The 17,253-nt window shown below is 56.9% G+C and carries 14 protein-coding genes and 1 tRNA gene; 5 read left to right on the forward strand and 10 right to left on the reverse strand.

The annotated features are described in order from the left end of the window. Window positions 1-466 precede the first annotated feature (466 nt). The gene (locus tag CAMM_RS11540) at window positions 467-3,925 is read left to right on the forward strand and encodes a proline dehydrogenase family protein (RefSeq protein ID WP_003847821.1); all 3,459 of its coding nucleotides are present in this window, start codon (window positions 467-469) and stop codon (window positions 3,923-3,925) included. Here the strand turns inward: CAMM_RS11540 and CAMM_RS11545 are convergent. Genes CAMM_RS11545 through CAMM_RS11565 form a run of 5 tightly spaced genes read right to left on the reverse strand, consistent with a single transcriptional unit; the run spans window position 3,922 to window position 8,801 of the window. Then, window positions 3,922-5,172: an AI-2E family transporter gene (locus CAMM_RS11545; protein WP_003847822.1), complete on the reverse strand. Its 1,251-nt coding sequence runs from the start codon at window positions 5,170-5,172 to the stop codon at window positions 3,922-3,924. The two genes, CAMM_RS11540 and CAMM_RS11545, sit on opposite strands and share 4 nt — an antisense overlap. After that, entirely contained in the window at window positions 5,172-5,813 is a 642-nt protein-coding gene (locus tag CAMM_RS11550; protein ID WP_050759867.1) for a nucleosidase, read from the reverse strand. The genes CAMM_RS11545 and CAMM_RS11550 overlap by 1 nt, the downstream gene beginning before the upstream one ends. A 10-nt stretch (window positions 5,814-5,823) precedes the next feature. Further along, window positions 5,824-7,092 (reverse strand): sulfate adenylyltransferase subunit 1, encoded by a 1,269-nt coding sequence (locus tag CAMM_RS11555; RefSeq protein WP_003847824.1) that lies wholly within the window; start codon window positions 7,090-7,092, stop codon window positions 5,824-5,826. Then, window positions 7,092-7,994, reverse strand: a complete 903-nt coding sequence (gene cysD, locus CAMM_RS11560) for a sulfate adenylyltransferase subunit CysD (RefSeq protein ID WP_003847825.1) — start codon at window positions 7,992-7,994, stop codon at window positions 7,092-7,094. Before cysD ends, CAMM_RS11555 begins: the two co-directional genes overlap by 1 nt. Window positions 7,995-8,018: 24 nt before the next feature. Beyond that, on the reverse strand, window positions 8,019-8,801 hold the full coding sequence (locus tag CAMM_RS11565; protein WP_003847826.1) for a phosphoadenylyl-sulfate reductase: 783 nt from the start codon (window positions 8,799-8,801) through the stop codon (window positions 8,019-8,021). Window positions 8,802-8,943: 142 nt separating this feature from the next. Here CAMM_RS11565 and CAMM_RS11570 point away from each other — a divergent pair, with 142 nt between their 5' ends. From CAMM_RS11570 to CAMM_RS11580, 3 genes are read left to right on the forward strand one after another with little or no spacing between them, the layout of a single operon-like run. After that, window positions 8,944-9,279 (forward strand): hypothetical protein, encoded by a 336-nt coding sequence (locus tag CAMM_RS11570; protein ID WP_003847827.1) that lies wholly within the window; start codon window positions 8,944-8,946, stop codon window positions 9,277-9,279. 4 nt (window positions 9,280-9,283) lie between these two features. Further along, entirely contained in the window at window positions 9,284-9,826 is a 543-nt protein-coding gene (locus CAMM_RS11575) for a DUF1707 SHOCT-like domain-containing protein (protein WP_003847828.1), read from the forward strand. 18 nt (window positions 9,827-9,844) lie between these two features. Further along, a complete protein-coding gene (locus CAMM_RS11580; RefSeq protein WP_003847831.1) occupies window positions 9,845-11,074 on the forward strand; it encodes a pyridoxal phosphate-dependent aminotransferase in 1,230 nt (409 codons plus the stop codon). Here CAMM_RS11580 and CAMM_RS11585 read toward each other — a convergent pair. From CAMM_RS11585 to dcd, 3 genes are all read right to left on the reverse strand, one after another. Continuing rightward, window positions 11,031-12,221 carry an HNH endonuclease gene (locus CAMM_RS11585; protein WP_003847833.1) on the reverse strand — a complete coding sequence of 397 codons (1,191 nt, stop codon included), beginning with the start codon at window positions 12,219-12,221 and terminating at the stop codon, window positions 11,031-11,033. The genes CAMM_RS11580 and CAMM_RS11585 overlap by 44 nt on opposite strands. 81 nt (window positions 12,222-12,302) lie before the next feature. Beyond that, window positions 12,303-13,637: a UDP-glucose dehydrogenase family protein gene (locus tag CAMM_RS11590; RefSeq protein WP_040355590.1), complete on the reverse strand. Its 1,335-nt coding sequence runs from the start codon at window positions 13,635-13,637 to the stop codon at window positions 12,303-12,305. Between the two features lie 42 nt (window positions 13,638-13,679). Beyond that, window positions 13,680-14,243, reverse strand: a complete 564-nt coding sequence (gene dcd / locus CAMM_RS11595; protein WP_003847836.1) for a dCTP deaminase — start codon at window positions 14,241-14,243, stop codon at window positions 13,680-13,682. Between the two features lie 57 nt (window positions 14,244-14,300). Between dcd and CAMM_RS11600 the strand changes: the two genes are divergently transcribed. Further along, window positions 14,301-14,374: transfer RNA gene (locus CAMM_RS11600), tRNA-Gly, on the forward strand. Between the two features lie 8 nt (window positions 14,375-14,382). Here the strand turns inward: CAMM_RS11600 and CAMM_RS11605 are convergent. Then, window positions 14,383-16,071: a VanW family protein gene (locus CAMM_RS11605; protein ID WP_003847838.1), complete on the reverse strand. Its 1,689-nt coding sequence runs from the start codon at window positions 16,069-16,071 to the stop codon at window positions 14,383-14,385. Between the two features lie 12 nt (window positions 16,072-16,083). Then, window positions 16,084-17,193, reverse strand: a complete 1,110-nt coding sequence (locus tag CAMM_RS11610; protein WP_040355594.1) for a glycoside hydrolase family 3 N-terminal domain-containing protein — start codon at window positions 17,191-17,193, stop codon at window positions 16,084-16,086. Between the last annotated feature and the right edge of the window lie 60 nt (window positions 17,194-17,253).

A 17,253-nucleotide genomic window follows, 5' to 3' on the forward strand; every position in this document is an offset into this window, starting at 1 on the left:
TGATTGTACGTGACTCAACTTTGAATGAGCTACTCGCCCACACTAACAGAAAGTTGTGCACTTTGTTAGCCATCCTGAGTGTTGGTCACTCAACTAGTATAACGGCACAAGTTCCAAAGTTGTTCCCGCCTGACTCAACTTTCTTTTAAAGCCCACTATATCCGCAGGTAAACTGGGTAAAAATGTTTTTAGAAAATCCTAAACACCCCTTCAAAAGACACGCCTTCAGGTTTTTCTATACAATTGGAGGAAGCTTACAGATGCCCATTTTTTTGAGTTAACTCACAGATGTACGATTACGGCATATATCCGATTTCCTTGTGTTAGGGGTGAGAGTTGAACACAGAGCTCGTGCGCAAGCGCCGCTCCAGCGACCGTCCGCCGGTACGCCGTTGAGCTAGTCCTCGCCGCTTTGTTTTCACCAACCCAGGCCCACCCATGGCCTATTTTTGTAGAGGAAATTTTCATGACTACTGCTGCACATACCCGCTTGCCAGAATCCGATGACGTTGAAGCTGTCGTAGAAGCCGCTGCCCAGCGTGCACGGACGTGGCTAACCGTCACCGAAGACAAGCACGATGCCTCAACTGAACAGCTTGCCGCCTTGCTTCGTGATGAAGATGGTGTGGCTTTCACCATGGATTTCGTCGACCGCGTCATGCGTCCAGAAGACGATAAGGTTGCGGCAGATGCACTCCAAGCCATTACTGAGAAATTCGACCCGGCATTTTTGGGCCGCTTCAATGGTTTACTCATCGGTATGGGCGGCTTTTTCGGCCCGATCCTGCCGAACTTGGTCATGCCGTTGGCACGCATGCGCATGCGCCAAATGGTCGGCCACCTCGTGTTGGATGCGGAATCTGACAAGCTCAATAAGACTTTGGCGAAAGCTGCCGAATCCGGAGAGCAGCTCAATTTAAACCTCCTCGGGGAGGCAGTCTTGGGCGAAGATGAGGCGCGCTCGCGTGCGGAGCGCACCTTGGCCTTGATTCGTAACCCGCTGGTGACCTACGTGTCGGTCAAGGCATCGTCCATGGTCGCGCAGCTTAACCCGTGGGATATTGAAGGCTCGCTGAAGCGATTGAAAAAGCGTTTGCTTCCGCTTTACGATGAAGCGGCGAAGCGCTCCCCCAACGTCTTTATTAACTTGGACATGGAGGAATACCACGACCTGCACCTGACCATTCGCCTGTTTAAAGAACTCCTGAGCGAGCCTCGCTTTAAAGACCTAGAAACCGGCATCGTGCTGCAGGCTTACCTGCCAGATACCTTTGACAGCCTGGTGGAATTGGCTGATTTCGCGCTCGAGCGCGTGGCCGCAGGTGGCGCACCCATCAAGATTCGCTTCGTTAAAGGCGCCAACTTGTCCATGGAGCATGTCCAGGGCGAAGTCCACGGCTGGCCAGCGGCAACGTACCTGACTAAAGATGAGGTTGACGCCAACTACTACCGCCTGCTCGATTACATCCTGCGCCCAGAATTTAAAGATGCCGTGCGCATTGGCGTGGCCACCCACAACCTGTACACCGCGGGCATGGCCTATGAGCTCGGCAAAAAGCGCGGCGTGTTGTCCATGATGGACTCCGAAATGCTGCAGGGCATGTCCCCGTCCCAGCAGGCAGCGGTGCGGGAGATGTTCGGCAACCAGATTTTGTACACCCCCGTGGTGCACATGGAAGACTTCGACGTCGCGGTGTCTTACTTGGTGCGTCGTTTGGAAGAAAACTCCGCGGAGCAAAACTTCCTCTACGCCCTGTTCGCACCCGATGAGGCCGGCGAAGAAGGACTGACTCCGTTGCAGAAGCAGGAACAGGCTTTCCGTCGCGCAGTCGCTAATCGATGGGACGTCTTTGCCGGTCCGCGCCGTGAACAAGACCGCCGGACGGAAGAAGACGGCCGCCAAGCACCCACGATTGGTCGCTTCGTTAATGAGCCGGATACAGACCCAGCATTGCAGCCCAACCGGATTTGGGCGCTGGATGCTTTGGATAATGATCCAGGCGAGCACGGGATCGAGGAAGTAACGGACCCAGATACCGTCAACCAGGCCGTGGCTAAGGCCCAGGAGCTCGGCGCCAAATGGGGCGCCCAAACGGGCGACCAGCGCGCCGAGGTACTGGAATCCATCGGTGATGAACTCGCCCGCAATCGCGGCAAGCTCATCAGCGTTGCAGCCTACGAGGCGAATAAGACCGTGACGCAAACAGACCCCGAGGTCTCGGAGGCCATCGACTTCAGCGTCTACTACGCTCACAGCGCCCGCATGCTCGATAGCGCGCGCTCGAAGTTCACCCCGCACGAGGTCACCGTGGTCACCCCACCATGGAATTTCCCGATTGCTATTCCTACCGGCGGCATGATGGCGGCCCTAGCGGCAGGTTCCGCGGTCATCATCAAGCCAGCTCCACAGGTTGTCCACTGCGCCAAGGTGGTCGTGGAAGCTATCCACACCGCACTCGAGGCGCACGGTTGGGATAAAGATTTGGTGCAGCTGGTCTACACCGATGAAGGTGATGCCGGCAAAACCTTGATGTCACATGAGGACGTGGACAATGTCATCCTCACCGGCGCTTCCGATACCGGTCAGCTGTTCCGCTCCTGGCGCCCAGAGATGAACCTCTCGGCCGAGACCTCGGGCAAAAACGCGTTGATTATTACCCCAGCCGCAGACCCGGATCTCGCCATCGCGGATCTCTATGACTCGGCCTTTGGCCACTCCGGGCAGAAGTGTTCGGCAGCTTCCTTGGTCATCTTCGTCGGTGCAGCCGGCAAATCAGATCGCCTGCGCAATCAGCTTCTCGATGCCGTACGTACCCTCAAAGTCGGCCCCGGCTTTGAAGTAGAAACCACGATGAACGGCCTCGTTGAGCCACCAAGCGATAAACTGCTGCGCGGTCTGACCCAATTGGATCCCGGCGAGAAGTGGTTGATTAAGCCAGAAAAGCTCAACGAGGAAGGCACCCTGTGGTCCCCAGGCGTTCGCGATAACGTACAGCCTGGTTCCTGGTACCACCTCAACGAGTGCTTCGGCCCAGTCTTGGGCATCATGCACGCCGAGACCTTGGAAGAGGCCATCGAATGGCAAAACTCCACGGGCTACGGCCTGACCGGCGGCATTCATTCGCTGGACGATGCCGAGCTGCGCTACTGGATCGACAATGTCGAAGTCGGCAACGCTTATGTCAACCGCGGTATCACCGGCGCAATCGTGCAGCGCCAGTCTTTCGGCGGCTGGAAGAAGTCCGTGATGGGTCCAGGCGCGAAGGCCGGCGGACCGAACTACGTGGCACAGTTTGGTACCTGGGAAGATGGCGAGCTGCACCCAGTCGACGTGGATATCACCCCGAATATCACCAAGGCTCTGCAAGGGCTTACGGATCGGGCAGCATCCAAGCTGGGTGAAGACAATATCGCCTGGCTCTGGCGCGCTGCCGAGCTGGATCAGCTGGCATGGCAGTCGGAGTTTAGCCGCGAGCATGACCGCACTGGTCTTATCGCCGAGGCCAATATCTTCCGCTACCGCCCGCTGCTGGATGTCTTGCGTATTCGCGTTAACTCGGGCTACCAGCTGCGCGATGTGGTGCGTCAAAAGCTCGCCGCGCTCATTACTGGGGCTGAGATTCGCATGTCTGCTCCGGCCGATATCGCCGCAGAGCTTTCCGATGCCGGCATTGCCGTCATTTCCCAAGACACAGCCGAGTTCGCAGCCGAGGTTGCACATGCAGAATCGGCCCGAATTCGCGCACTAGGCGAAGTCGAGCCGGAGGTCTATGAGGCTGCGGTCAAGTCCAATTCGGTGGTCTTGGCACAGCCCGTGCTTGCCGATGGCCGCCGCGAGCTGCTGCCTTACCTGCTCGAGCAGGCGGTCACCGTGACCATGCACCGTTTCGGAATCATCCGCACGGTGGCAGGTATTGAGCGTTAAGAGCTCATTGCTTCGTAGAGTTTACGCACCCGAGCGCGGGGAGATTCTTCCGGATTATCTCCCGCCTCGCCGGTGCGTATATCTATATCTTCAGGGCCAATCTCCCTCGCGCGCAGCGAGACCATCTCTGCGTGGTATCGCAGCACGGTTGCAATGGTTGCTGCCACAGGGACCGCGAGGAAGGCGCCGATGATGCCCGCCAGCGCCGAGCCGACGGTCACAGACAGCAAGACGATGGCTGCGTGCAAGCCCATAGCCTTGGATTGCAAGACTGGCTGCAGCACATTGCCCTCGACCTGCTGGACAATCAAAATCAGCGCCAAGACCAGCAGCGCGTTGACGAGACCATTGGAAACCAGCGCGATAACAACCGCCAGAACACCAGCGGTGACAGCACCGATAATCGGGATAAAGCCGGCGAAGAAGGTAATAACTGCCAGCACGAACGCCAGCGGCACGCCCAGGGCCCACAGGCCCAGACCAATGAAGAAAGCATCGACAAAAGCGACCGCTGCTTGCGCCTGGATAAACCCAGCCAGCGTCTTCCACACGCGGGTAAACAGCTCAGTGACGTGCCAGCCAATGGTCGAACCGGAGTACTTGCGTACCCACGGCAAAAAGCGGTCTCCGTCTTTCAGAATGAAAAAGGAGATAATAAACATCACGGCGACGGTCACGAGCACCGATGACGCCGCCGAAGCACCGGAGATAACACCAGAGGCAATCGAGGACATTTGTCCTTGCAAGAAAGACGTGGCGTCTTGCACCAGCTTGTCAATCTGCTCGGCATCGATGTTAAAGGGCAGGTCTTCAGACATCGCTAAGAGCTTGTCGATGCCCTCTTCCGCCTGCGTCCACAACTGCGACCCCTGGCGGGAGACGACCGGTCCCATGGCGGTAAAGACTCCGACGATAATGAGCAATAAGCCCAACAGCGTGGAAATCGATGCCAGCGCAGGTGGGAATTTCCAGCTGCGCAGCTTAGAGGTCACCGGTGCTAATACCGAGGACAGTAGGATTGCCAAAATGACGGGCAGAAGGCCGACCCACACGAAGTACAGCAGGAACCCTGCCACGGCCAACGCTGCCACGATGACGATAAACCGCCACGACAAGCTGGTGATGCCACGGGCGTCATCGCCCATGACCGTCGTTTTATTATCAACCGCGGGATCTTCTTCCGCGATATCGTGACCGACGCTGTCTTGATCGTCAGCTACCAATTCTTGGTCTGGTTTTTCTGTCATTATTCTTCCAATAGTCCAAGTTCACCCAAAGCGGTAAACAGTTGACGCGCACCTTGTGGCACGGCTTGGGCCCAGCTTTCTTCCGCTAGTTCATCCGCAGAATCCGAAATCTGCTTCAATAATGTCACTGGAACGCCGAACAGGCCGGCGGCTGCGGCAACGGCGTAGCCTTCCATATCGCACAGGCTTGAGGTTTTGGCTAAACGGTCGCGGGTTTCAACATCACCGACGAATTGATCGCCGGTTGCTAAGCCAGCGGTGGGTAGACGACCCGAGGTCGGCAATTCGATAACATCCGGCAGCAAATATTCTGCAATGCCGGAGTGATCATCTAAGTGGAAATCGTGCTTGGTTACCCGGTCGACTTCATAAACTCCGGCTAAGCCCCCGCGCAGTGCGCCGGCGGTGCCGACGTTGACCACGCGCGCGGGCATTGCCCCCTGCGCCTGCGCGCGTGCCAGCACGGTGCTCACGGAAATCGCCGCGGGCACCGTGCCGATGCCGGTAATCAGCAGCGGCACATTTTGCGGCAGGCGTTCTGCCTCGCCGTGGACCGCTGCGACAAAAAGTGTGCGGCCAGCCAAGCTCTCTCCGGAGACTAGCTGGCCGACATTATATTGATCTACTGGATGTTCACTCATGAACTCCAGACTAGCGCAGACGATGCCCAATCAGCCCGGCTGCGAGGGTATTTCCTGTCGAGGAATCGGTCACCAAGAAATTTCCGACCGCGCCGCGCGCTGCATAGTCTTCAACAGGGAGTTCTTCCGCGACCTCAACATTGATGTGCGCGATGTCATTGAGCGCGACTTTCTCTGGTTCCAGCACGTCGTCTGCAACGTTGTCCAGATCCAGCGCCCGCTCAATCGCGGTAATTCGGCCCTTGACCACCTTGGAGCCATAGCGGATCTTGTACATCGGTCCCACGCGCAAATCTTTTTCAGTCAACGCCACCACGGTGGCTTCAAAAGAACGCACCGCTTCTGGTCGCTGCGAGCCGGAGATCAGATCTCCGCGCGCGAGGTCAATATCATCCGCCAAGCGCAACACGACAGAGTCACCATTGACTGCGCTTTCTGCCGGTTCCGGCCGGTCGATGTGGGTGACCGTGGAGGTACGCCCGCCATCGAGGTAGACCGTATCGCCAACTTTCACCGAGCCGGCTTCAATACGTCCGGCATAGCCGCGGTAGTCCGAGGCATGCTCGCGGATGACGTATTGAATCGGCAAGCGGAAATCTAACTCCGTCGCACGGCCGTGGGCTACAGGATAGGATTCCAGCAGCTCCAGGACGGTTGGCCCTTCGTACCACGGCATATTGGCCGATGGCTCGACGACATTATCGCCGCGCAGTGCGGAGATCGGCACCGCGGAGGTATCTTCAATGCCCAAGCGGTCAGCCACCGCGGTAAAGTCCGCTTCAATGTCGCGGAAGACGGATTCAGAGAAATCCACCAGGTCAATCTTGTTGACGGCCAAAATCACGTGTCGCACGCCCAACAGCGCTGCCACATTGAGGTGGCGGCGAGTTTGCTCGACGACGCCGTGGCGGGCATCGATAAGCACCACCACGACCTGCGAGGTGGACATGCCGGTGACGGTGTTGCGCGTGTACTGCACGTGGCCGGGAGTATCCGCCAGGATGAAGGTGCGCTTATCCGTGGCGAAGTAGCGATAAGCCACGTCGATGGTGATGCCTTGTTCGCGCTCGGCACGGAGGCCATCGACAAGCAGCGATAGGTCGAGACCATCGAAGCCGCGGTCTTTCGATGATTTTTCCATCGATTCCAACTGGTCAGCCAGCACGGATTTGGTGTCGTGCAATAGGCGGCCCACAAAGGTGGACTTGCCATCATCGACGCTGCCGGCGGTGCACAGGCGCAGGGTCTCGCGGGTTTTTAGTGTTGCCACCGAGCTCATCAGAAATAGCCTTCCTTCTTGCGGTCTTCCATGGCAGATTCGGATAGTTTGTCATCGGCACGCGTGGCGCCGCGTTCGGACAAGGTGGAAATCGAAATCTCTGCCAAGATTTCATCCGGGGTGGTTGCGGTTGATTCCACCGCACCGGTGCACGACATATCGCCCACGGTGCGGTAGCGCACGGTCTTCAGCTCCAACGGCTCATTGTCGTTGGGTCCGCCCCATTCACCCGGTGAGAGCCACATGCCGTTGCGGTTAAACAGCTTGCGCTGGTGGGAGTAGTAAATCTCTGGCAGGCGCAGCTCGCGCGCACCGATGTATTCCCAGATATCTGCTTCGGTCCAGTTGGAGATGGGAAAGACGCGGATATTCTCGCCGGCCATCTTGCCGCCGTTGTACAGATCCCACAGCTCGGGGCGCTGGCGGCGTGGGTCCCAGCCGCCGAAGGAATCGCGGACGGAGAAGATGCGTTCTTTCGCGCGTGCTCGTTCTTCATCGCGGCGCGCGCCACCGAGTACGGCGTCGTAGCCGCGCTCGGCGATGGTTTCTACCAGCGGCACGGACTGCAGCGGGTTGCGGGTGCCATCGGGGCGCTCTTGCAAATCGCCGCGGTCAATCCAGTCTTGGACTTTCGCAACGTGCAGGCGTGCGCCGGTTTCTGCCACGAGTTCATCGCGAAATTGCAGAACTTCGGGGAAGTTATGTCCGGTATCAATGTGGACTAATTCAAAAGGCACGGTTTGAGGCGCAAAAGCCCGGCGCGCGAGTTCGAAGACAACGCAGGAGTCTTTGCCGCCAGAAAACAGCAGGCCTACCTTGTCGAATTGGCCAGCCACCTCGCGCAGGATGTGGATGGATTCATTCTCCAAGTCCTGCAGGTGCGGCGAGAGAGTAGTAGTCATGAAATTAACAATCCTTTTTATAAATTATTCGTGCAGTCCGCATTCGGTCTTGCCATCGGCAAAAACGCGACCAGAGCGCGCATCATCATCGTCGCCAACCGGGAATGTTACCGGCGCACAACCGATTGAGCGGTAGCCCTGCAAGGTCAGCGGGTGGATGACTAAGTCTTCCTCGGCAATGTAGCGGTCGGTATCGGCTAAGTCCCAGGTAATAATCGGCGAGATTTTCAACCGCCCCGTCCGGTCCAGGCTCAAGGCTGGGGCACTCGCGCGGTGTTCCGAGTCCGCTCGGCGCAGCCCGGTAACCCAGCCGACATACGGGTCCATGGCCATATTCAACGGTTCGACTTTGCGCATGCGGTTATACGCCGCCAGGTCCCAGCTATACATGCGCGCGCCGTAGACCTCGTCTTGTTCCGCAGGGCTAAGCAGCGGGGTAATGCGCTTTAAAGGCAGCTGCGGGTAGCGCTTTTCTACGGCGTCGGCAGTGTCCAGGGTTTCAGGAAAGTGAAAGCCGGTATCGATAAATAGCAGGTCAGCATCCAGGCCCGCTTTCGCGGCGAGTTCGGCGAGTACGGTATTTTCCATCGACATGGTCACCGCGATGCGCCCTGGCGCATGCTCGGCGGCCCAGGCCATGATGTCGGTGGCGGAGGCATCGAAAAGCTTATCTGCCCATTTATCCACCAAAGCTTGGTTGGTTGTGGCTACATCAGCCGAAAGCGGCGCAGTATCGCGTGTGCCTTCGGGGCTTATCGATGCATCCCTGTAGTTCTTGCCCGCGTTAAGTAGGTCCGTCATGCCCATTACCTTAAGCGGATTAGCTGTTTAATACACCCTGGCGAAAGTTTTAGCGGGCTAAGCGGGCAGTTTAGGAAGAATAAATATCTCGCCAAACTGAAACACTTGGTCTATTTTTATAGACAAAGCAGTCTATAAAGGAGTTATTATGACCCGTGTTTCCGTAGTTGGCTCTGCCGCATCGAGCCTACAGACCGCAGAACACCTCGTCCGCGCCGGCATGTCCGTGGACCTATTTACAGAAGAACCCGCGCCCTTTGGGCTAATCAATAACTGCCCTGGGGAAGGCTCCTTGCGGCTATTTGGCAATATCCGCATTGGTATCGACCTCACCATGGCCGAAATCCTCCACGCCGATGCCGAAGCCCTCCTGCGCGCACGCGGGGTGGCATATACCACCTGGAGCGGGGGCTGCCCGGAGTACCCCATTGACTGGGACGCGGTTATACAACGTGCAAGTCGCGTGCCGGTCGTATACTTATGAGGTAATGAACGACAAAGACATCCGGTTATCTGACAATGACCGCAATGACGCGATAAACCAGCTCGCACGCGCGGTGGGCGAGGGTCGCTTGAGCATGGACGAATTTGAGGATCGCTCCAACGAGGTCATGCACGCTACCCTCGGCAAAGATTTAGTGCCCGTGCTCAAAGATATTCCAGCGCTGCGTAATGAGGAGATTAAGGAATTTTCGCGGGCTGACATCGATAAGCTGCGCGCCGATGGCCGCAAGACCCGCGCTGGTATTGCCCTGATTTCTACCCTCCTGGGTTTTTCTATCGGCCCTGTTCTCATCGCCACTGGTACAACCTTTGCTGGTATTGCCTGCCTGGTTGCCGTGCCGATTATTTGGGTATTGCTGTATGTGATGAAAATTGGCCCCGATAGTTGGCACACCCCGTCAATTCGCCAGCTCGAGCGGCAACGCAAGCGCGAAATTGAAGCCCAGCGCAAGGATAAATGGAGCCAACTTTCCGATGAAGCCTTCGGAATTGCGCAACGGCAGCTATCGAGGTGGAATAAGAAATAGTTGTGGCACAATATTGCTATGACTTCTCCACGACTTCGAATCCTTGACCAAGCCGACAAACTGCGCAATGTCGCCTACGACATTCGCGGCGAGGTATCAGCGGAGGCGGAGCGCATGGAAATGGACGGCAACCGCATTCTGCGCCTAGATACCGGCAACCCGGCGCTTTTTGGTTTTGATGCTCCTGACGTCATCATGCGGGATATGATTGCGGCGTTGCCGACTGCCCAGGGCTATTCCACCTCCAAGGGTATTGTCTCTGCGCGCCGGGCTATTTATACCCGCTATGAGCTGGAGGATTTCCCGGCTTTTGATATCAATGATGTCTACTTGGGCAATGGTGTCTCCGAGCTCATCATGATGACCATGCAGGCATTGCTTTCCGATGGCGACGAGGTGCTTATCCCCGCCCCTGACTACCCGTTGTGGACTGCGGCTACTTCCCTGTCTGGCGGCACGCCGGTGCACTATATCTGCGACGAGGAAGATGAGTGGAATCCTTCGATTGAAGATATTGAATCGAAGATTACCGAGCGCACCAAGGCGATTGTGGTCATCAACCCCAATAACCCAACCGGCGCGGTGTATTCCCGCGAGGTTTTGGAAAAGATTGCGGCGATCGCTCGTAAGCACTCCTTGCTGGTGCTTGCCGATGAAATCTACGACCGCATCATCTACGACGATGTCCAGCACATCTCCATGGCCTCTTTGGTGCCGGACTTGTTGTGCATTACCTACAACGGTCTGTCGAAGGCTTACCGCGTTGCTGGCTACCGCGCCGGCTGGATGGTGCTGACGGGCCCGAAAGACCACGCTGCGGGCTTTATCGAGGGCTTAGACCTGATGGCCGGCACGCGTTTGTGCCCGAATGTGCCGGCGCAGCACGCTATCCAGGTCGCGCTCGGGGGCAAGCAATCGATTTATGCGCTCACCGCAGAATCCGGCCGCTTGCATCGCCAGCGCGATGTGGCTTTTGAAAAGCTCAACGAGATCCCTGGTGTCTCGGTGACTAAGGCGCAGGGCGCGCTTTACGCCTTCCCGCGCTTGGACCCGAACGTGTATGAGATCCACGATGACACCAAGTTGATGTTAGATATTTTGCGCTCAGAAAAAATCCTCATGGTGCAAGGCACCGGATTTAACTGGCCGACTACCGACCACTTCCGAATTGTCACCCTCCCCTGGGTTTCTCAGTTGGAAGAAGCTATTGAACGTCTCGGCAACTTCCTGGTGAGTTATAAGCAGTAAAATTATCGGCAATATCGTGCGCGGTTCCGCGCCATCCTTCCCGAAATTGTGGGTTCGGATTGTGGTAGATGGGTCCCCCAGGCTCTTCTTGACGCCCCGCCCAACCGTGTTCATCACGCTCAATGCGACCGTTTTTCGGCGGGGCGTTGGGATTGTCATCGTTGCGCGCATTGTGCGGTCCGCACAGGCTCACGGTGTTTTCCCAGCTGGTCTCCCCGCCGTGATAGCCCACGGAGCGAATATGGTGCGCCGCGCATAAAACCCCTGGCAGATTGCACGCTTCATGCGCGCACACTAGGTTTTCTAAGATAACTCCCACGCGGTGCAGTCCGGTGGAATAGCGCTCGCGAATAATCGGCGCGATAGTTTCCAACTGGGCTTTGCCATCATGAATCGTTGTCAGCGCGACATAACCGGTGCCGACAAGTTTCAGGTTCACTGCCTCATCCAGCGGTATCTGCGCCCCAGACAACGTATTTAAGTATCCGCGCTCGATATCCACATTCGGATCCCCGGAGAAGATGATCCTGGGCGTATAAGTAATGCTCGCTTCAGAGACATCATCCGTGGTGCCATTGAGCAAACGATTAATCACCCAATTAGCCAACATCTGGTCATACTGCAGCGATGGGTTCTTTTTCATCGCCGACTTAATATACGGATCCGCTGCCGCCATAATCGCCCGCGCCTGATCGGATTTGAACTTCCCCATCAGGTGCAGCATGCCATTTTCATCCGGCTGCTTGGCAAAATTTAGACGGTTCGTCCGCCGGGTGCGCGCACCCCGCTCCGCCGAGGACACAATCTTGCGCAACCGAGTCGCTGCTTCATGCAACGTGGCATTCTCACAGGCTTTGAGCATGGTGCTCAGAATCGAGGGGACATCGTTAAGCCGTGCGTCCACCTTGCCAATGTACTTGGACACCAACGACAACATATCCAAGCTCAACCGCAGCTTCGCCGCGATTTTATTGCGCGGTTTAATGTTTTTATATATCCGCTGCAGGAGTTTTACCTCGGACTCCGCAATTCCATCGCGACGGGCAATACTGCTGGCCTGCTGCGTGCCGGCGCGCTGATGAAATGCCAACAACACATCCCAGCCGCTGGCTTTCGCGGCGAGATACGAAGTATAAGCATCAGTCATAAATCTGAGCCTAAGCCCACCGCGCAACCCTGCCAAGGTTTGATCGGAGCAAAACCAGCAAATCTGTGGATAACTGAAAAACTAGGCCAAGTTATTCACAGATCGGCCCAAAGCCTCGATAATCCACCCCGCCGACTGCCACGCCGACACGTCCAAAACGTTGCGGCCATCGATAATGCGACGCGAGGCCACCAGCTTCCCGGTCGCCTCGGGGTCGAGCTCGCGGAATTCTTGCCATTCGGTTGCGAGAATCACCAGCTCTGCATCCTCCAAAGCCGCGTGCGCGGAGTCCGCATAGTTGAGAGTAGGAAAGACCTTGCGGGCATTGTCCATGCCCTGTGGGTCATAAACGGTCACCGCAGCACCGCCCAAAGAGAGCGAACCAGCCACCGACAACGCCGGCGAATCCCGCACGTCATCAGAGTTTGGTTTAAAAGCACAGCCCAACACGGTGACGCGATGTCCCAGCAACGAACCATTGAATGCCCGCTTGGCCAAATCCACGGTGCGGTCGCGGCGGCGCATATTAATAGCATCGACCTCACGCAAAAAGGTCAAAGCCTGGTCAGCACCCAGTTCGCCGGCGCGGGCCATAAAAGCGCGAATATCCTTCGGCAAACAGCCACCGCCAAAGCCCAATCCGGCGCCTAAGAATTTGCGGCCGATGCGGTCATCGTGGCCAATAGCATCCGCCAACGCCACCACGTCGCCGCCGGTGATTTCACAAATTTCAGACACCGCGTTGATAAAAGAAATCTTGGTCGCCAAAAAGGCATTCGCCGCGACTTTCACCAGCTCCGCGGTTTGCAGGTCAGTGACCAAAAAGGGTGTATCTTGCTCCAGCGGCTGTGCGTATACCTCACGCGCAATCTCCTCGGCGGCACTTTCCCCACCACGGACACCAAGCACGATGCGGTCCGGGGTAATGGTGTCTTTGACCGCATAGCCTTCGCGCAAAAATTCCGGATTCCACGCAATCTCAACCGAAGTGCCCTCCGGCGCCAAAGAATCCGCTAATTCCTGCAACTTGGCCGCCGTTCCCACCGGCACCGTGGACTTACCAAAAATCACATGGTCGCCTTTGAGCATGGGAACCAGCTCTTCAATCACTGCGCGCACATACGTCATATCCGCCGCATAGGAACCGTGGCGCTGCGGGGTGCCCACGCCCAAAAAATGCACGTGGGCGAATTCTGCGGCGCGGGCATAGTTCGTCGAAAAGCTTAAGCGGCCAGATTCCAGATTGCGCTGCAGTACCTCCGGCAGGCCGGGTTCATAAAAAGGCACCGTGCCCGCGGACAGCGCCGCAATCTTGCTGTCATCGACATCCACGCCCAAAACTTCATGGCCCAATTCGGCCATGCATGCTGCGTGGGTTACGCCTAAATACCCGGTACCAAAGACTGTCATTCGCATAAGAATTCAGCCTAGTAGCCCAAGTTGAACCAGCGATTAACTTTATTGAAAATTCAAGTAGGACTTCGACGCCGTCGGCCCGCGCTGACCTTGGTACTTCGAGCCCAACGCCCCGGAGCCATAGGGCACTTCCGCCGGCGAGCTCATCATAAACATCGCCATCTGCCCGACCTTCATCCCTGGCCACAAAGTAATGGGCAAATTAGCCACATTAGAAAGCTCCAAGGTGATGTGGCCAGAAAAGCCCGGGTCAATAAAACCAGCGGTGGAGTGCGTCAGAAGCCCCAGACGGCCCAGCGAAGATTTACCTTCCAACCGGCCCGCCAGGTCATTGGGCAGGGTAAATTTCTCCAAGGTCGCAGCGAGAACAAATTCGCCGGGGTGCAGCACAAAAGGTTCATCGTCGGGCACTTCGACTTCGGTGGTCAGATCAGGCATGTCTTGCTTGGGGTCGATATGAGTGTACTTCGAGTTATTAAAGACGCGGAAGTACTTATCGATGCGCACATCCACGCTCGATGGTTGGATTAAATCCGGTGCGAAAGGTTCAATGCCTAAGCGCCCCGCATCAATGGCAGCGCGGATGTCCTTATCGGATAACAGCACAATGACCCTCCAATTTTCTGACCGTTTCGGCCTCGGTGTACACTTACATCACAACACGCCGGCGTAGTTTAGTGGTAGAACATCAGCTTCCCAAGCTGAGAGTGCGAGTTCGATTCTCGTCGCCGGCTCCATTTTAGCCTTAACTACAGGTCACAATCGGCTGGGGATCATAGACTGTCGTCGTGGTTTCCCGGCTGATTTCGCTTCCACTTAAATCCCGGATAATGCGGGTATCTGACGTGGTAAACCCAGGCGCACCACTCGATGGTGAACAATCATCTCCTGACAGCTCCATGCGGTTCGGGGAGGTTTGTGCCCAACGGCCATTGTTGACCGATTCCACATCCACGGTCTTGACACCCATGAGCTTGACGGTCACGCTGCCGCCACCCACGCTGGTTTGAATCTGCACGGGGTACTGCGCGTCATTTTTAAAGACCAAGTCAATCGCGCCTTCGTACACAGTCGCCTCACGACCCGCTGGGTAGCGGGAGATGTAATACGAGTGCGGGGTGTGCGCGACATCGGTCATGCCACCAAAGTACGCGGCGTTATACAGCGTCGTGGCAAACTGGGAGATGCCGCCGCCCACAGCGGTTCCGGCATGGCCATCAATGATGATGCCGGACTCCACAAAGCCCTGTGCCGTACCGCGCGGACCAGTATACCCGTTCAAAGAGAAGGTATCTCCCGGTGAGATCACCGCGCCATTGACCATCTGGGCGGTCAATTCAATATTGCGCCCGGACGCATCCGAGTAGCCAGAGGTAGTAAATTCACCTACGACTTCATCAAAGGACGCATTTTGTGCTTCCTCCGTGGTAAATTCCGCTGGCTCATCTTCATACGCCGCATCCCACTTCCGAGGCTCTTCATCCAACACGCGCTTATTAAAGTCGCGCAAGGTGGTCTCCCAGTCAATGACCTCACCATCCGAGTGCGGGGTGACCTGCAAAGACCCACCGGCAAAGGAGATCTTCGCATTTTGCATCTCGGTTTCGGTCTCGGCCAAGGTGGCATCGAAAAGCTCTTGTGCATGCGCCGTGTCGATGACCAGCTCGAGGTTATCGTCCTTCTTCTCTACCCCAACGAAGCTGGAAATAGCTGCCTTATCCAAGCTGGCGGTCACATCATTGCGACCTGTCAGCTCCAGCGGGCCACTGAGCGCAGCCTTGGCCGGACCAGAAGCAAAATCTTCAACCTTGTCCTGGTTAATCACCGGTTCGACCTCCACCGGCTCGACCTCCACGCCGCTGGGATCCAACCAGTCGTGGGTAACGCCATCCTCCAGCTGGCCGCGATCTACGGTTTGGCCCAGCTCGGCATCGACGGTGTTAACGTCGCCTTCTTCAATGACAACTTGGCCATCGGTGGCATCAACGGAGAGCTCATCGGTTAAGCGGTTGAGCACGGGTTCCAAAGACGCAGGGTTGACATCGGCATCGACATCAATTTCCTGCGGGCCGCCGAAAAAGGCCGCTAGGCGCGCAAAAGGATTCATGGAGGCTTCAGGAATAGACTCCACGGCCGCAGCAAAATCCAGGGACATGCCGGCCTGCTCAGGGATAAACTGCGAGGTTTCCTCCCCAGCGGTCACGGTGACAGGTTCGGCGGTGGCACCACCGAGTTCGCTTTCTAGCTTGTCGATGGCCGCCTGCGGCTCCATCCGCGAAATATCCACGCCGCCGACCGACGTCTTGCGGGGAAGTTTGCCTTTGCCACTGACAACATCGAGCGCATACGCGACGCCCAAGATCACCAAAAGACCCACGAGGAGCCCTGCGACCACGGCCCACTTTTTCCCTGTACCAGCTTTATTCACAGACATTAGGGTAATGCGTTATTGCATGCTATCCAACCTGTGAGCCACCCGCTGGGCACCCGACTGCAGGCGATACGGGTGAATTTCTCCAGTTTCCACAGCGTGCACACACGCATCAATGACCGCATTAATATCGCTTGCCGATGACCATAGTGCCTGGTCAGCACCCGCCGCCAGCGCCTTGGGCACAGCCTGTTCAATGCTCATAGTATTGGAAATTGCGGCCATTCCGGTCAGGTCATCGGTATAGGCCATGCCGTCGAATTTGTGATGATTCCGCAATAATCCATAGGCATGGTTATTAAGGCTGGCCGGCGTTATGCCATCGCCAAGCCCTGGCACCACCATGTGACCGACCATGACTGCTGCTCCTGGGGCCTGGACGAAAGCTTCCTCGAAAGGAATGAGATCATGGCCCATCAGCTCCGGCAAAGGCGGAGTAATAGCTTCACCCAGGTGAGTGTCCCCGGAGGCACGACCGTGGCCGGGATAATGCTTGAACACCGGGTGCACACCTGCGCGCTGAAGCCCGCGGGCAAAAGCCGCACCATAATCTCCGGCTAGGCGCGGGTCTTGGGAAAAGGAGCGGTCTCCGACGACTTCGAGACCGCCGCCGTCGACGTCAATGACCGGTGCGAAATCCACCGTAATGCCGTGCGCGCTTAGGCTCTGGCCGATTTCTTGCGCCTTGGCCTCGACTTCTTCCATGCTCATCGTCGCGGCTAAATCCCGCGGGGCTGGGTGATCGCCGAGGATGTGGGAAAAGCGCTGCACCCGGCCGCCTTCAAAATCAATAGCCACATCAAAAGGGCGGCCGATTTCAGCGCGCAGAGCGTGAATATCGCGTCCCGGCTCGGTCAGCAAATTGGGATCTGCCCAGCTGGTGATAAAAATCCCGCCGACACCGGCTTCGAGCTTTGCCTTGGCATCGTCATAGCTGACCACCCCGGGCATGAGCATGCTGGCAACTTGCTGCCTTACCTGTGCGGGATCAGGTTCTGGCTCCGGCGTCGTGGTTGTGGTCATGGTCGTGGTTGAACTTGGGGAGGTAGTCGGGGTTTGCTCAGCAGGTGTCGCGCACCCGGCGAGCATCCCGACGGAGACAATTAATCCAGCAAACCTTTTCATCGGTTTTCTAGTGTGCCGCACTAACCCCATTTTGGCGAATACCATGGTTACAATTGTGGC

The organism is Corynebacterium ammoniagenes DSM 20306 (assembly GCF_001941425.1).
GTDB lineage: Bacteria > Actinomycetota > Actinomycetes > Mycobacteriales > Mycobacteriaceae > Corynebacterium > Corynebacterium ammoniagenes.

Bases quoted from the DNA above. Each gene is read 5' to 3' on its own strand.
- CAMM_RS11580 (WP_003847831.1), top strand. From the start codon at position 9,845: ATGACTTCTCCACGACTTCGAATCCTTGACCAAGCCGACAAACTGCGC.
- CAMM_RS11610 (WP_040355594.1), bottom strand. From the start codon at position 17,193: ATGAAAAGGTTTGCTGGATTAATTGTCTCCGTCGGGATGCTCGCCGGG.
- CAMM_RS11550 (WP_050759867.1), bottom strand. From the start codon at position 5,813: ATGAGTGAACATCCAGTAGATCAATATAATGTCGGCCAGCTAGTCTCC.
- CAMM_RS11585 (WP_003847833.1), bottom strand. From the start codon at position 12,221: ATGACTGATGCTTATACTTCGTATCTCGCCGCGAAAGCCAGCGGCTGG.
- CAMM_RS11555 (WP_003847824.1), bottom strand. From the start codon at position 7,092: ATGAGCTCGGTGGCAACACTAAAAACCCGCGAGACCCTGCGCCTGTGC.
- CAMM_RS11590 (WP_040355590.1), bottom strand. From the start codon at position 13,637: ATGCGAATGACAGTCTTTGGTACCGGGTATTTAGGCGTAACCCACGCA.
- CAMM_RS11540 (WP_003847821.1), top strand. From the start codon at position 467: ATGACTACTGCTGCACATACCCGCTTGCCAGAATCCGATGACGTTGAA.
- cysD (WP_003847825.1), bottom strand. From the start codon at position 7,994: ATGACTACTACTCTCTCGCCGCACCTGCAGGACTTGGAGAATGAATCC.
- CAMM_RS11545 (WP_003847822.1), bottom strand. From the start codon at position 5,172: ATGACAGAAAAACCAGACCAAGAATTGGTAGCTGACGATCAAGACAGC.
- CAMM_RS11575 (WP_003847828.1), top strand. From the start codon at position 9,284: ATGAACGACAAAGACATCCGGTTATCTGACAATGACCGCAATGACGCG.
- CAMM_RS11605 (WP_003847838.1), bottom strand. From the start codon at position 16,071: ATGTCTGTGAATAAAGCTGGTACAGGGAAAAAGTGGGCCGTGGTCGCA.
- CAMM_RS11570 (WP_003847827.1), top strand. From the start codon at position 8,944: ATGACCCGTGTTTCCGTAGTTGGCTCTGCCGCATCGAGCCTACAGACC.
- CAMM_RS11565 (WP_003847826.1), bottom strand. From the start codon at position 8,801: ATGGGCATGACGGACCTACTTAACGCGGGCAAGAACTACAGGGATGCA.